We start from the raw sequence: 13,664 nt of genomic DNA, 5'->3' as shown, positions 1-13,664 counted from the left end.
CCGCCTCGCGGCAGCGGCCGGCACGCCGGCAAAGGGAAGCCGGCCCGGCGCGAAGGGCCGCGCCCGGGCCGGCCCCGGCCTCCGCTACCGCGGCTGCGTCACCTGCGCCATCGCGATCGCGAAACTGTCCTCGGCGACGCGGAACCAGGCCTGCTGGTCGGCGCGGAAGCGCTCGAAGTGCTCGAGGATCTGCTTGAAGCGCGGATTGCGCGCGCCGATCTCGGCCCACAGCTCCTGCGCGGCACGGTAGAAGGCGGCCATCACCTCGCGCGGAAAGGGGCGCAGCTCCGCCCCCGCGGCGACCAGCCGCCGGAGCGCGGCCGGATTCAGCGCATCGTAGCGGGCCACCAGGTGGCAGTAGCCCTCGGCGCAGGCCGCCTCGAGCGCCTTCTGGTAGGTCGGCGGCAGCGATTCCCAGTGACGGAGATTGACCATGAACTCCGTCGTCGGGCCCGGCTCCCACCAGCCGGGGTAGTAGTAGTAGCGGGCGACGCGCTGGAAGCCGAGCTTCTCGTCGTCGTAGGGGCCGACCCACTCGGCGCCGTCGATCACGCCGCGCTCCAGCGCCGGGTAGATGTCGGCGCCGCCGAGCTGCTGCGCGACCGCGCCGAGCTTCTGGAAGATCTGGCCGGCGATGCCGCCGATGCGGAACTTGAGGCCGTGCAGGTCCTGCACGGTGCGGATCTCGCGCCGGAACCAGCCGCCCATCTGCGCGCCGGTATTGCCCGCGGTGATGCCGTGCACGCCCTGTTCGCGCCAGACCGGCGCCAGCAGCTCCCGCCCGCCGGCATGATACAGCCAGGACCACATCTGCCGGCTGTTCAGCCCGAAGGGCAGCGCCGTGCCGAAGGTCATGGAGGGATCCTTGCCCACGTAGTAGTAGGGCGCGGTGTAGCCGACCTCGACGGTGCCGCTGCCGGCGGCATCCAGCACCTGCAGCGCCGGCACGATCTCGCCCGGAGCGAAGGAGCGGATCTGGAAATTGCCGTCGGTCAGCTCGGCGACGCGGCGGCAGATGAACTCCTGGTTCCCGTAGAGGGTGTCGAGGCTCTTGGGAAAGCTGCCGGCGCAGCGCCAGGTGACGCGCGGCTGGGCGTTGGCGACGTGCGGCGCGGCAAGCGCCCCGGCGACGGTGGCGACAGCACCCGACGCCACCAGAGAACGGCGGTGCATGACGGATCGGACCTCCCTGCGTCGGGCGACCGGTCTCGCGCCGGCCGTCCCGCCCCTCAGCCTGGGCCGGACACCGCCTTGCCCGCAAGCCTCCCTGTCGCGGCGGCCGTTCAGCGCCGCGCCGCCAGCGCCACGCCAGCGGCCGCGAGCGCCATGCCCGCCCAGGCGGCCGGCGCCAGCGCCTCGCCGCGCAGCGCCCAGGCGATCAGCGCCGCGACCGGCGGAACCAGGAAGAACAGGGCAGAAACGCGCGCCGCCTCGCCGCGGCGGACCATCGCGAGCAGCAGGCTCATGGACAGCAGGGAGTTGCCGAGCACGAGATAGGCGAGCGCGAGCGCGAAGGGCGCCGACCAGGCCACGGAAAGCCCCTCCACCAGGGCGGCGAGGGGCAGGGTCGCGGCGGCGCCGACAAGGTACTGCACCAGGTTGGCCGCGACCGGATGGTGCGGCCGGCCGAAGCGCTTCTCGTAGAGCACGCCTGCGGTCATGGTCGCGAGCGCGCCGGCGGCGGCGAGCACGCCCCAGGCGCCGCGCGCCTCCAGCGTGCCGCCGGACATGATCACCGCCGCCGCGCCGGCGAGGCCGAGCACGAGGCCGAGCCAGACGCGCCCGCCCACCCGCTCGCCCACCAGGCGCGGCGCCAGCAGTCCGACCAGCACGGGCTGCAGCGCCACGATCAGCGCCGCCGCCGCCGCGCTCAGGCCGAGCCGGAGCGAGACGGTCATCAGCGCGAAGTATCCGACCTGCACGATCAGCGCATTGATCGCGAGGTGGGCGAGCGGCGCCCCGCGCGGCAGGCGCGGCCGCAGCGCGAGCGCGAGCGGCGCGAGAACCGCGACGCAGGCGGCATAGCGCCATGCGAGCAGGCCGAGCGGCCCGGCGCCGCTCAGCCCGAACTTGATGGCGGTGAAGCCGCCCGACCAGAGGCAGACGAAGGCGAGCGGGGCGAGCCGGAACCCGTGGCAGCCGCGCCCCACTCCTCCCGGGTCCGCTACTGCGCCGGTGCGGCGCCCGCCGCGGCCCCGCCGCGGCGCTGCGGCCCGCCCGGACGCGTCGCGGCGGGCGCCGGCGCGACCTCGGCGGTGCGGATCGCCGCCGGGCCGCCGTTGACCGGGATGCGCTGGCCGGTGTCGCGCAGCCGGTCGTTCTCGACGCGGTACACGCCGATCGTCTTGTCGGCCATGTTGCCGACCAGCAGCGTCCGCCCGTCGCGCGAGAAGGCGGCGCCCTGCACCCAGTCGCCGGCCGGTGCCTCGCTCACCACGCGGAGGCGGTTGTTCTCGACGCGCAGCAGCTTCACCTGCGCCTGGCCGCGCAGCGGATGGCCGAGCGGCCGGCCGGTGCCGTTGTGCACCGTGACGACGGCGTGGCGGCCGTCCGGGCTCGCCATCACGCCCTCGGGCGTGGTGCCGACCGTGACCGTGTCCACCACGCGGAAGGGCTCGCGCGAGAGGTCGATCAGGCTGACGGTGTCGCGGTCGCCCGTGTTGTTGGCGCTGCGCCCGATGTTGCCGACGATCGCCCAGGCGCCGGTCGGCGAGACGCTGAGCGCGTAGGGGTGCACGCCCGCGGTCATGTCGCGGTCGAGCCTGCTCACCGTCTCGCCCTCGATGCGCAGCACCGTGATCAGGTTGTCGCCGTAGCGGGTGACCAGGGCATGGCGGCCGTCCGGCGTGAATTGCGCGTGGCTGACCAGGGAGGCGGGGGTACCGATCTCGACCGTGCCGATCACGCTCACCTGGCCGTCGCGCAGGCGCAGCACGCTGACCGTCCCGGCAGCGCGGTTGGCGACCAGGGCGAGCGTGCCGGCGCGGTTGATCGAAAGGCCGGCGGGCCCGGCGCCGACCTCGACGGTCTGCACCACCCGCGGCGGGCTGGCGCGCAGGTCCACGACCGAGACGCGGTTGTCCGGCACGGTGCGCGCCGGGTTCGCCGGGTCGATGCGCTCGTTCGAGGAGACGAGCGCGAAGCGTTCGTCGGGGGTGACGGCGACCGAGAGCGGCGGGCCGACGACCGAGTGGGGCGCCTCGGCCTCGCCCAGGACGCGCGGCGTGCGGCCATTGAGGTCTATGACGGTGACGGTGTCGGGGCGCGGGTTCTGCAGCAGCGTGTTCACGCCATTGACGAGAGCGCGCTTGTTGTCGTTGCCCGAGACGGCGATCTGCGCCGTCGCCTTCCCCGCGCCCGCCGCCACCGTCATCGCGAGCGCGGCCGCGCCCGCGAGCAGCACTGCCTTCATGGGCCGTTCCTCCCCGGGGCGTTGCGTGCCCCCGGCGCCAGTCTGGCATTCCCGGCCCCGCGCGCAAGCGCCCGTTGCGCGGCGCGCCCCGCGGCGCCATGTCGCCGGCATGATCGGCGTGGATTGGGGCACCACCAGCCTGCGCGCCTACCGTCTGGCCCCCGGCGGCGCGGTGCGCGAGAAGCGGGAGGCGGAGCGCGGCATCCTGGCCGTCCCGCCCGGCGGCTTTCCGGCGGCGCTGCGCCAGGCGGTCGGCGACTGGATCGCCGCAGGCGAGGACCGCATCCTCCTCTGCGGCATGGTCGGCAGCCGCCAGGGGTGGGTGGAGGCGCCCTATCTCGCCTGCCCCGCGGGGGCGGCGGACCTGGCCGCGGCGACCGTCCCCGTGCCCTTCGCGGACGCGACGGCACGGGTGCGCCTCGTTCCCGGCCTCGCCGCCCGCGACGCCGCCGGCGTGCCCGAGGTGATGCGAGGCGAGGAGACGAAGGTCGTCGGGCTGCTCGCCGCGATCGGCGAGGACGCGCCGGAGGCGACGCTCTGCCTGCCCGGCACGCACTGCAAGTGGGTGCGCGTCCGGGCCGGCCGCGTCGCCGGCTTCGCCACCGCCATGACCGGCGAGGTCTTCGCCGCGCTCTCCTCCCATACCATCCTCGCCCGCACCCTGGACGCCGAGGCGCCGCCGCACCGGGGCGCCTTCGACCGCGGCCTGGCGCGCGCGCGCCAGAAGGGCGGGCTGCTGCACCACCTGTTCGGCGTGCGGGCGCTGGCGCTGACGGGGGAGCTGCCGCCCGGAGAAGGCCGCTCCTACCTCTCCGGCCTGCTGATCGGCCACGAGGTCGCGGCGGCGCTGGAGGCGGGCGTGGCGCCGCCGGTCCACCTCGCCGGCGCGGAGCCGCTGGTCGCGCTCTACGCCCGCGCGCTCGACGCCTTCGGCATCCCGCACCGCAGCCACGACCCCGACGCCGCCGCCCGCGGCCTCGCCCTGATCGGAGAACGCCTCGGTGAGACCGCTTGGTGACTGGCTCGCGCGCTGCCCGCTCGTCGCCATCTTGCGTGGCATCCGCCCGGAGGAGGCGGTGGCGGTGGGCGAGGCGCTGGTCGCGGAGGGCCTCGTCCTCCTCGAGGTGCCGCTCAACTCGCCCGAGCCCCTGGAGAGCATCCGCCGCCTCGCCGCGCGCTTCGGCGAGGCGGAGGCGCTGGTGGGCGCCGGGACGGTGACGCGGGCCGAGGAGGTCGCGGCGGTGGCGCGCGCGGGCGGGCGGCTGATGGTGACGCCGCACGCCGATCCGGCGCTGGTCCGCGCGGCGAAGGCGGCCGGGCTGATCGCCGTCCCCGGCTTCCTCACCCCGGGCGAGGCCTTCGCCCAGCTCCATGCCGGGGCCGACGCGCTCAAGCTGTTCCCGGCCGAGGCCGCCTCGCCCGCCGTGCTGCGGGCGCTGCTCGCGGTGCTGCCAAAGGGGACGCCGGTGCTGCCGGTGGGCGGGATCGGGGCGGAGAGCCTCGCCGCCTGGCGGGCGGCGGGGGCGGCCGGATTCGGCATCGGCTCCGCGCTCTACCGGCCCGGCGACCCCCCGGCGCGGGTCGCGGAACGGGCGCGAATTCTGCGCGCGGCGCTCGGTTCCGCTTGAAACGGGCGCGCGGACGGCTAGCCTCCCTGGCGCTCCAACCAACAACGAAAACGTCCTGGGAACGCCCGCCGATGACCGACGCCCTCCGCCGCCGCGCCCTGCTCTCGGGTGCCGCCGCCCTCGCCGCCCCCGCCGTGCTGCGCATCCCCCGCGCCGAGGCGCAGGAGGTGACGCTCCGGCTGCACCACTTCCTTCCGGCCGTCTCCAACGTGCACCGGCACTTCCTCCAGCCCTGGGCGCGCAAGGTGCAGGAGGAGAGCGGCAACCGCCTGCGCATCCAGATCTTCCCCGCGATGCAGCTCGGCGGCGCGCCGCCGCAGCTCTACGACCAGGCGCGCGACGGGGTGGCGGACATCATCTGGACGCTGCCCGGCAACACGCCGGGCCGCTTCCCGCGCATCGAGGTGATCGAACTGCCCTTCGTCGCGCACAAGCGCGCCAGCGTGAACGCGCGCGTCACGCAGGAGCTGTTCGAGAAGCACATGCGCGACGAGTTCCGCGAGACCCACATCATCGCCGCCTGGGCGCACGACCACGGCCTGATCCACGCCCGGCGCGAGGTCCGGACGATGGAGGACCTGCGCGGCCTCAAGCTGCGCTTCCCGACGCGCATGGCGGGAGAGGGGCTGCGCGCGCTCGGCGCCACCGCGATCGGCCTGCCGATCCCGCAGGTGCCGGAGGCGCTGACCCAGGGCGTGATCGACGGCGCGGTGGTGCCGTGGGAGGTGGTGCCGGCCATCCGCCTGCAGGAGATGGTGCGCCACCACACCGAGATCCCGGGCAGCCCGACCTTCTACACGACGAGCTTCGTGCTGGCGATGAACAAGCCGAGGTACGACAGCCTGCCCGCCGACCTGCGCCGCGTGCTCGACGCCAATTCCGGCCAGGCGGCGGCGGCGATGGCGGCCAAGGTGTGGGACGAGCAGGGCCCGGCGGTCGAGGCGCAGGTGCGCCGGCGCGGCAACCACATCGTCGAGATCACGGCCGAGGAGAAGGCCCGCTGGCAGCGCGCGACCCAGCCGGTGGTGGACACCTGGATCGCGCAGATGCGCGAGCGCGGCATTGACGGCGGCGCGCTGCTCGAGGAGGCGCGGGCGCTGATCGCGCGCTACGGCCAGGGTGTCGCCTGATCCCGCGCCCCCCGGCGCCGGCGGGGCGGACGGCGGGCAGGAGCGGCCGGCAGCGCCGCCGCGCGGCGCGGTGGCGGCGCTCGCCGGCTGGCTCGCCTTCGCGGGCGGCGTGGCGCTGCTCGGCGTCGCCCTCCTCACCACCCTGTCGGTGCTGCTGCGTTGGCTCGCCGGCGGGCCGATCAAGGGGGATTTCGAGCTGGTTTCGCTCGGCTCCGGCCTCGCCGCGCTCGGCTTCCTCGCCTACGGCACGATCATGCGCGCCAACATCCTGGTGGACACCTTCACGGCGCGGCTGCCGCGCCGGCTGAACGATGCGGCGGACGCGTTCTGGATGCTGGTCTGGGCCGGCTGCGCCCTGGTGCTGGCCGAGCGCATGGCGCTCGGCGCGGCGGAGGCGCTGGCGAGCGGCACACGCACCATCGGCCTTCTCGGCGTGCCGATCTGGTGGGCGATCGGCCTCGGCGCCGCCTGCTTCGCGGCGACGGCGGCGGCGGCGCTCTACTGGACGGCGCGCTTCGCCCGGGGCCGGGGCTGATGGCGCCGGAGTTCGCGCTCGCCGGCGCCGGCTTCGCGGCGCTGCTCGCCCTGATCGCGGTCCGCTGCCCGGTGGCGCTGGCGATGCTGGTGGTCGGTGCGGCGGGCTACTACTACATCGTCGGGCTCGAGCCGCTGCTCAACTACCTCAAGACCACGCCCTTCTTCCTGTTCGCCAACTACACCCTCTCGATCATCCCGCTGTTCATCCTGATGGGCGCGCTGGCCGAGCGCGGCGGCCTGGCGCGCGACCTGTTCGCCGCCGCAAACGCCCTGTTCGGGCACCGGCGCGGCGGGATGGCGATGGGGGTGATCGCCGCGTGCGCGGGGTTCGGGGCGGTGTGCGGCTCCTCGGTCGCGACCACGGCGACCTTCGGGCGCGCGGCGCTGCCGGAGTTGCGCCGCTACGGCTACGACCCCGGATTCGCCACCGGGACGATCGCGGTCGGGGGGACGCTCGGCATCCTCATCCCGCCCTCGGTGATCCTCGTCGTCTATGCGATCAGCACCGAACAGAACATCGCCAAGCTGTTCATGGCGGCGCTGATCCCGGGACTGATGGCGACGCTGTTCTACATCCTCGCCATCGCCGCGCTGGTGCGGCGCCGCCCGGAGCTCGGCCCGCCGGCGCGCGACGCGGTGCCGGCGGAGGAGCGGCGCGAGGCCGTGCGCAACGTCCTCCCCGTGCTCGCCATCGCCGTCGTCGTGGTGGGCGGCATCTACGGCGGGATCTTCACCCCGACCGAGAGCGCGGCGGTGGGCTGCGCGGCGACCCTCGCGGTCGGGCTCGCGCGCCGCACGCTGCACGCGCGGCACGTGCGCGAGGCGCTGCTCGCCACCGCCGAGACGACGGCGATGATCTTCGCCATCCTGCTCGGCGCCGAGGTGTTCAACGCCTTCCTCGCCCTCTCCCAGGCGCCGGACCTGCTCGCGGTCTGGATCACCGAGCGGGGCTGGCCACCCTACCTGGTGCTGTCGACGCTGCTGCTCGCCTATCTCGTGCTGGGCGCGGTGATGGACGAGCTGGCGATGATCCTGCTGACGCTGCCGGTGTTCTTTCCGGTGGTGACCGCGCTCGACTTCGGCCTTGCGGGGCAGGAGGAGACGGCGATCTGGTTCGGCATCCTGGTGCTGGTCGTGGTCGGCATCGGCCTCACCGCGCCGCCGATCGGGCTCAACGTGTTCGTCATCAGCGGCCTTGCGCGCGACGTGCCGATCGCCCAGACCTACCGCGGCGTGGTGCCCTTCCTGGCGATGGACCTGGTGCGGCTGGCGCTCTGCGTCGCCTTCCCGGCCCTGAGCCTCTGGCTGGTGCGCCTGCTGAGCTGAGAGCGAGGACTTCCGATGGACCGACGTGACTTCCTGGCGCGCGGCGCGCTCGGCGCCGGGGCGGCCGCCGCGCTGGCCGCGCCCGCCCTGGCCCAGATCTCGCAGCCGGCGCTGCGCTGGCGCCTGACCTCCTCCTACCCGAAGAGCCTGGACGCGATCCACGGCGCGGCCGAGGTGTTCGCCCGCACCGTCGCCGAGCTGACCGACGACCGCTTCCAGATCCGCGTCTTCGGCCCCGGCGAGATCGTGCCGGCGCTGCAGGCGCTCGACGCCGTGCAGGCGGGCACGGTCGAGGCGGCGCACACCACCTCCTTCTTCTACACCGGCAAGAACGAGGCCTTCGCCATCGGCACCGGGCTCCCCTTCGGCCTCAACACCCGCCAGCAGAACGCCTGGATGTACGAGGGCGGCGGCATCGAGGCGATGAACGAGCTCTACGCGAAGTTCAACGCCTACGGCCTGCCGCTGGGCGCGACCGGCGCCCAGATGGGCGGCTGGTTCCGCAAGGAGATCCGCACCGTGCAGGACCTGCAGGGCCTGAAGATGCGGATCGGCGGCCTCGCCGGGACGGTTCTGCAGCGCCTCGGCGCCGTGCCGCAGCAGCTCGGCGGGCCCGACATCTACCCGGCGCTGGAGCGCGGCGTGATCGACGCCGCCGAGTGGCTCGGCCCCTACGACGACGAGAAGCTCGGCTTCCACCGCGTCGCGCCGTTCTACCACTACCCGGCGTGGTGGGAGGGCGCGGCGACGACCCACCTCTTCGTCAACCTCGAGCAGTGGAACGCGCTGCCGAGGAGCTACAAGGCGGCGATCCGCACCGCCTGTGCCGAGGCGACCCACTGGATGGTGGCGCGCTACGACATCCGCAACCCGGACGCGCTGCGCCGCCTGATTGCCGGCGGCACCCAGCTCCGCCCCTTCACGCGCGAGGTGCTGGACGCCTGCTGGCGCGAGGCGATGGCGCTGGAGCAGGAGCTCGCCGCGCGCAACCCGGACTTCCGCCGCATCCACGAGTCCTGGGCGAAGGCGCGCGACGACATGCGCCAGTGGTTCCGCGTGGCGGAGCTGAGCTTCGACAACTACGTGGCGCTCGCCTCCTCGCGCCGTTGAGGGGGCCGGCGCGCCTCTCCCGCCAGGGGGGCCGGCGCGCGGGCAATCCCGCCCGGCGACGGGCGCGGACGGCAGCGGCGGCGGTCGCAGGGCCGGCGCGCGGCGCCGCGGTGGCGGGGCTGGCGCTCGCCCGTCCGGTGTGCGATCCCCCTGCCCCGGGCCTCGTCCGCGGCGGCGGCGCCGCCGCCGCCCGGGCCGCCGGCCGATCCCGTCGCGGAGACCTTCGCCGCATGATCCCCGCCACCACCGCCGCCGAGGACCTCGCCTTCGGCCTGATCCACGTCGTCGGCCTGCCGGCGCTGACCGAGGCCGCCGGCGCGCCGCTCTCGCCCGACGACATCGCCGCGATCGTCGCCGAGGCGGACCGCTTCGCGCGCGAGAAGGTCGCGCCGGGCTGGCAGGAGGCGGACCGCCACGGCGCGGTCTACGAGAACGGCGCGGTGCGCACGCCGCCGCACTACCCGGCCCTCTACCGCGACTGGATCGCGGGCGGCTGGCAGTCGCTGCCGGCGCCGGCGGCGGTGCACGGCGTGGCGGTCGGCGGGCAGGGCCTGCCGGGCGCGCTGTGGAACGCGGTGCAGGAGCTGGTGCTGGCGGCCGACACCTCCTTCGCCCTCGGTCCGCTGCTGACTGCGGGGGCGATCGATCTCCTGTGCCATCACGCGACGCCGCGCCAGGCCGCGGCTTGGCTGCCGCCGATGATCGCGGCGCGCTGGTCGGGCGCGATGTGCCTGACCGAGCCGCAGGCGGGCTCCGACCTCGGCGCGCTGCGGGCCCGCGCGGTGACGCGCGGCGACGGCAGCTATGCGGTCACGGGGCAGAAGATCTTCATCACCTGGGGCGAGCAGGACTGCTCGGAGAACACGCTCTACCTGGTCCTCGCCCGGCTGCCGGACGCGCCCGCCGGCACGCGCGGCATCTCGCTGTTCGGGGCGCCGAAATTCCTGCCCGACGGGCGGCGCAACGGCATCCGCTGCGGCGGCATCGAGCGCAAGATGGGCATCCACGCCTCGCCCACCTGCGTGATGCTGTTCGAGGAGGCGGAGGCGGAGCTGGTGGGCGAGCCGCATCGCGGCCTGGCGGCGATGTTCGCGATGATGAACAACGCCCGCCTCGCCGTCGGCGTGCAGGGCGTCGCGCACGGGGCGCGGGCGCTGGCGCTGGCCGAGGCCTACGCGGCGCAGCGCGTGCAGTTCGGCGTGCCGATCGCGCGCATGCCGGACGTCGCGCGGATGCTCGCCGAGATGCGCGCGACCACGCTCGCCGGGCGGCTGCTGGCGCTGGAGGCCTCGGCGGCGGGCGACCGCGCGCGGCTGCTCGGCGACGCGGCGGCGGCGGCGCGGCTTGCGCTGCTGACGCCGGTCGTCAAGGCCTGGTGCACCGAGCGCGGGGTGGAGAACGCCTCGCTCGGCATCCAGGTGCATGGCGGGATGGGGTTCGTCGAGGACACGGGGGCCGCCCAGGTGCTGCGCGACGCGCGCATCGCGCCGATCTACGAGGGCACCAACGGCATCCAGGCGATCGATCTCGTCAGCCGCAAGCTGGCGCGCGACGAGGGGGCGGCGATGCGCGCGCTGCTCGCCGAGGCGCGCGGGCTCGATGCGCGGCTCGACGCCGCGCTCGACGGCCTGGCGCGGGCGACGGAGGCGATGCTCGCCGCGCAGGCGCGGGATGCGAACGAGGCACAGGCCGGGGCCGCCGCCTATCTCGACGCCGCCGGCTGGGTGCTCGGCGGCTGGATGCTGGCGCGGGCGCGGGCGGCGGATGCGGCGCGCTACGGCGCGCTCGCCGAGTTCTACCTGCGCCGCCTGCTGCCGCGCGCCGCCGCGCGCTGCGCCGAGGCCGAGGAAGGCCGGGCGGTGCTGGCGCTGCTCGCCGGCTAGGGCGCGGCAGCGGGTTCAGACCGGCACCTCGCCGGGCGGCTTCAGCGTCGCCAGCACGAAGGAGGAGTGCGTCTCCTTCACCCCGGGCATGCGCAGCAGCGCCCGCAGCGCGAACTCGGCGTAGGCCTCGAAATCCGCCGCCAGCACGTGCAGCAGGTAGTCCATCTCGCCGCTCATCGCGTAGGCGGCGAGCACCTCCGGCCGCGCCGCCAGCGCCCTCTGGAAGGCCTGCACCACCTCCTGGGCGTGCGAGGAGAGGCTGACCAGCACGAAGGCCTGCAGCGGCAGGCCGACGCGCGCCGGATCCACCACCGCGGCATAGCGGGCGATGATGCCGGCCTCCTCGAGCCGCCGCACGCGGCGCTGGCAGGGAGTGGGGGAGAGCCCGACCTGGCCGGCCAGGGCGACGATCGGCAGGCGGCCGTCACGCTGCAGGGCGCGCAGGATGCGGCGGTCGGCGGCGTCGAGGCCGCCGGCGGTTTTCGCCATGAAGGGACCTCCGGCTGGCGAATTCTTCCAATCTGGCCCGCCGCGCCGGGCGAATCGCGACCTTTCGCTCCGCCCCCCGGCCCGGGGTTCGTGCGTTTCCAGGCGAGACACGACCGGGAGGCCGGGGATGGGAACCTCGACCGCCGAAGGGCTGCCTCGGACGCTGCGCGGCGACTACGCCGCCGCGCGCCCCGACTACACCCTGCCGCAGGAGATGGCCGGCTACACGGAAGCCGACCACGCGACCTGGCGCACCCTCCACGCCCGCCAATCCGCCCTGCTGCCGCGGCACGCCGCGCACGCCTTCCGCGAGGGCCTCGCGCGGCTCGACTGCGCCGGCGGCGTGCCGGATTTCGCGCGTGCCTCGGCGCGGCTGCGCGAGGCGACCGGCTGGTCGCTCGTCGCCGTGCTTGGCCTGATCCCGGACGCGGCCTTCTTCGCGCACCTCGCCGCCCGCCGCTTTCCCGTCACCAACTGGATCCGCAGGCCCGAGGAGCTCGACTACATCGTGGAGCCGGACGTGCTCCACGACGTCTTCGGCCACGTCCCGGCGCTGATGCAGCCCGACTTCGCCCGCTTCCTGGAGGCCTACGGCCGCATGGGCGAGCGGGCGCTCGCGACCGGCGCGCTGCGCCCGCTGGCGCGGCTCTACTGGTTCATGGTGGAGTTCGGGCTGATCCGCGAGGACGGGGAGATCCGCGCCTACGGCGCCGGCATCATGTCCCCGCACGCCGAGCTGCGGCACGCCGTCGGCGGGAAGCCGCGCCACGACGCCCTGCGCGCGCAGGGCGTGCAGGAGCCCCGCCGGCTGCGCTTCGACCTCTGGCGCGTGCTGCGCAGCGAGTACTTCATAGACGACCTGCAGCCGACCTACTTCGTCCTCGACGACTACGCCGAGCTGTTCGCCGCCGCCGGACGCGTGCCGGCGCTGCTCGAGGCCGCGCGCGACGCCGCGCCGATCCCGCCCGGCGGCGCGGAGGCGGCGGACGTCGCGATTCCCCTCCGCGGGCAGTGAGGGAGAACCGCCGCGATGGACATCCCGCCCGACCGTTCCTCCTTTGCCGGCCGGATCGGCGAGGCCGACCCGATGGGAACCGACGGCTTCTGGTTCGTCGAGTTCACCGGGCCCGACATCCCCTACCTCGAGGACCTGTTCGCGCGCCTCGGCTTCGCCGCCGTGGCGCGGCACCGCTCCAAGGACGTCACGCTCTGGCGCCAGGGGGGCATCAACTTCGTCCTCAACGCCGAGCCCGAGAGTTTCGCCCAGGCCTTCGCCCGCGCGCACGGCCCCTCCGCCTGCGCCATCGCCTTCCGCGTGGCGGACGCGCGGCACACCCATGAGCGCGCCGTCTCGCTCGGCGCCAGGCCGGTGCAGGGCAAGGCCGGGCCGATGGCGCTGAACATCCCGGCGATCGAGGGCATCGGCGGCTCGCTGATCTATCTGTGGACCGCTACGGCGCGCGCGGCAGCATCTACGACGTGGACTTCCGCTGGCTCGGCGAGCCGGACCCGCACCCGAAGGGCCGCGGACTGACGGTGATCGACCACCTGACGCACAACGTCCACCGCGGCCGCATGGACGCCTGGGCGCAGTTCTACGAGAGGCTCCTCAATTTCCGCCAGATCCGCTACTTCGACATCGAGGGCAGCCTGACCGGGCTGCCCTCGCGCGCAATGGCCTCGCCCTGCGGCATGATCCGCATCCCGATCAACGAGAGCGCGGACGACAGGAGCCAGATCGAGGAGTTCCTGCGCGCCTACCGCGGCGAGGGCATCCAGCACATCGCGCTCGGCACCGGCGACATCTTCGCCAGCGTCGAGGCGATGCGCGAGGCGGGCGTGGCGTTCCTGGACACGCCCGACACCTACTACGAGCTGCTGCCGAAGCGCCTGCCCGGCCCGGGCGAGGACATCGGGCGGCTGCGCCGCAACCGCATCCTGATGGACGGCGCGCCGACACCGGAGGGCGGACGGCTGCTGCAGATCCTCACCCGCACGGTGATCGGCCCGGTCTTCTTCGAGCTGATCCAGCGCAAGGGCGACCAGGGCTTCGGCGAGGGCAACTTCCGCGCCCTGTTCGAGAGCATCGAGCTCGACCGGATCCGCCGCGGCGTGCTGAAGCCCGCGGCCGCGCCATAGTCGCGAAAGC

The 13,664-nt window shown here is 74.7% G+C and carries 14 protein-coding genes; 10 read left to right on the top strand and 4 right to left on the bottom strand.

Annotated elements, in window-relative coordinates:
* Nucleotides 1-84 precede the first annotated feature (84 nt).
* The 3 genes from K1J50_RS02430 to K1J50_RS18915 form a co-directional block, all read right to left on the bottom strand.
* Complete coding sequence (locus K1J50_RS02430; protein ID WP_220115840.1) at nt 85-1,173, bottom strand: TRAP transporter substrate-binding protein; 1,089 nt, start codon at nt 1,171-1,173, stop codon at nt 85-87.
* 110 nt (nt 1,174-1,283) lie between these two features.
* Nucleotides 1,284-2,150 (bottom strand): DMT family transporter, encoded by an 867-nt coding sequence (locus tag K1J50_RS19510; protein WP_369413503.1) that lies wholly within the window; start codon nt 2,148-2,150, stop codon nt 1,284-1,286.
* 14 nt (nt 2,151-2,164) lie between these two features.
* Nucleotides 2,165-3,412, bottom strand: a complete 1,248-nt coding sequence (locus K1J50_RS18915) for a lactonase family protein (RefSeq protein WP_255574837.1) — start codon at nt 3,410-3,412, stop codon at nt 2,165-2,167.
* A gap of 109 nt (nt 3,413-3,521) precedes the next feature.
* On the opposite strand from K1J50_RS18915, the gene K1J50_RS02420 reads away from it, so the two are divergent.
* The 7 genes from K1J50_RS02420 to K1J50_RS02390 all read left to right on the top strand — a co-directional run bounded on the left by K1J50_RS02420 (nt 3,522) and on the right by K1J50_RS02390 (nt 11,026).
* Nucleotides 3,522-4,430, top strand: coding sequence for a 2-dehydro-3-deoxygalactonokinase (locus tag K1J50_RS02420; protein ID WP_220115839.1), 909 nt, complete (start codon nt 3,522-3,524; stop codon nt 4,428-4,430).
* A complete protein-coding gene (locus K1J50_RS02415) occupies nt 4,414-5,040 on the top strand; it encodes a 2-dehydro-3-deoxy-6-phosphogalactonate aldolase (protein WP_220115838.1) in 627 nt (208 codons plus the stop codon). Before K1J50_RS02420 ends, K1J50_RS02415 begins: the two co-directional genes overlap by 17 nt.
* Before the next feature lie 71 nt (nt 5,041-5,111).
* A complete protein-coding gene (locus tag K1J50_RS02410; protein WP_220115837.1) occupies nt 5,112-6,170 on the top strand; it encodes a TRAP transporter substrate-binding protein in 1,059 nt (352 codons plus the stop codon).
* A complete protein-coding gene (locus K1J50_RS02405; protein ID WP_220115836.1) occupies nt 6,160-6,705 on the top strand; it encodes a TRAP transporter small permease in 546 nt (181 codons plus the stop codon). The genes K1J50_RS02410 and K1J50_RS02405 overlap by 11 nt, the downstream gene beginning before the upstream one ends.
* A complete protein-coding gene (locus K1J50_RS02400; protein ID WP_220115835.1) occupies nt 6,705-8,033 on the top strand; it encodes a TRAP transporter large permease in 1,329 nt (442 codons plus the stop codon). The genes K1J50_RS02405 and K1J50_RS02400 overlap by 1 nt, the downstream gene beginning before the upstream one ends.
* A gap of 15 nt (nt 8,034-8,048) precedes the next feature.
* Nucleotides 8,049-9,143 carry a TRAP transporter substrate-binding protein gene (locus tag K1J50_RS02395; protein WP_220115834.1) on the top strand — a complete coding sequence of 365 codons (1,095 nt, stop codon included), beginning with the start codon at nt 8,049-8,051 and terminating at the stop codon, nt 9,141-9,143.
* A 230-nt stretch (nt 9,144-9,373) separates the two neighbouring features.
* Nucleotides 9,374-11,026, top strand: coding sequence for an acyl-CoA dehydrogenase family protein (locus K1J50_RS02390; protein ID WP_220115833.1), 1,653 nt, complete (start codon nt 9,374-9,376; stop codon nt 11,024-11,026).
* Between the two features lie 15 nt (nt 11,027-11,041).
* Here the strand turns inward: K1J50_RS02390 and K1J50_RS02385 are convergent, their stop codons facing one another.
* Nucleotides 11,042-11,515, bottom strand: a complete 474-nt coding sequence (locus K1J50_RS02385; RefSeq protein ID WP_220115832.1) for an Lrp/AsnC family transcriptional regulator — start codon at nt 11,513-11,515, stop codon at nt 11,042-11,044.
* Between the two features lie 127 nt (nt 11,516-11,642).
* On the opposite strand from K1J50_RS02385, the gene phhA reads away from it, so the two are divergent.
* From phhA to hppD, 3 genes are read left to right on the top strand one after another with little or no spacing between them, the layout of a single operon-like run.
* Entirely contained in the window at nt 11,643-12,530 is an 888-nt protein-coding gene (phhA, locus tag K1J50_RS02380; RefSeq protein WP_220115831.1) for a phenylalanine 4-monooxygenase, read from the top strand.
* A gap of 15 nt (nt 12,531-12,545) precedes the next feature.
* The gene (locus K1J50_RS19710) at nt 12,546-13,049 is read left to right on the top strand and encodes a hypothetical protein (RefSeq protein ID WP_456304546.1); all 504 of its coding nucleotides are present in this window, start codon (nt 12,546-12,548) and stop codon (nt 13,047-13,049) included.
* Nucleotides 12,959-13,654: a 4-hydroxyphenylpyruvate dioxygenase gene (gene hppD, locus K1J50_RS19705; protein WP_456304545.1), complete on the top strand. Its 696-nt coding sequence runs from the start codon at nt 12,959-12,961 to the stop codon at nt 13,652-13,654. The genes K1J50_RS19710 and hppD overlap by 91 nt, the downstream gene beginning before the upstream one ends.
* Nucleotides 13,655-13,664 lie beyond the last annotated feature (10 nt).

The organism is Caldovatus aquaticus (assembly GCF_019458025.1).
Lineage (GTDB): Bacteria > Pseudomonadota > Alphaproteobacteria > Acetobacterales > Acetobacteraceae > Caldovatus > Caldovatus aquaticus.
This window is presented reverse-complemented; position numbering and strand designations above follow the sequence as displayed.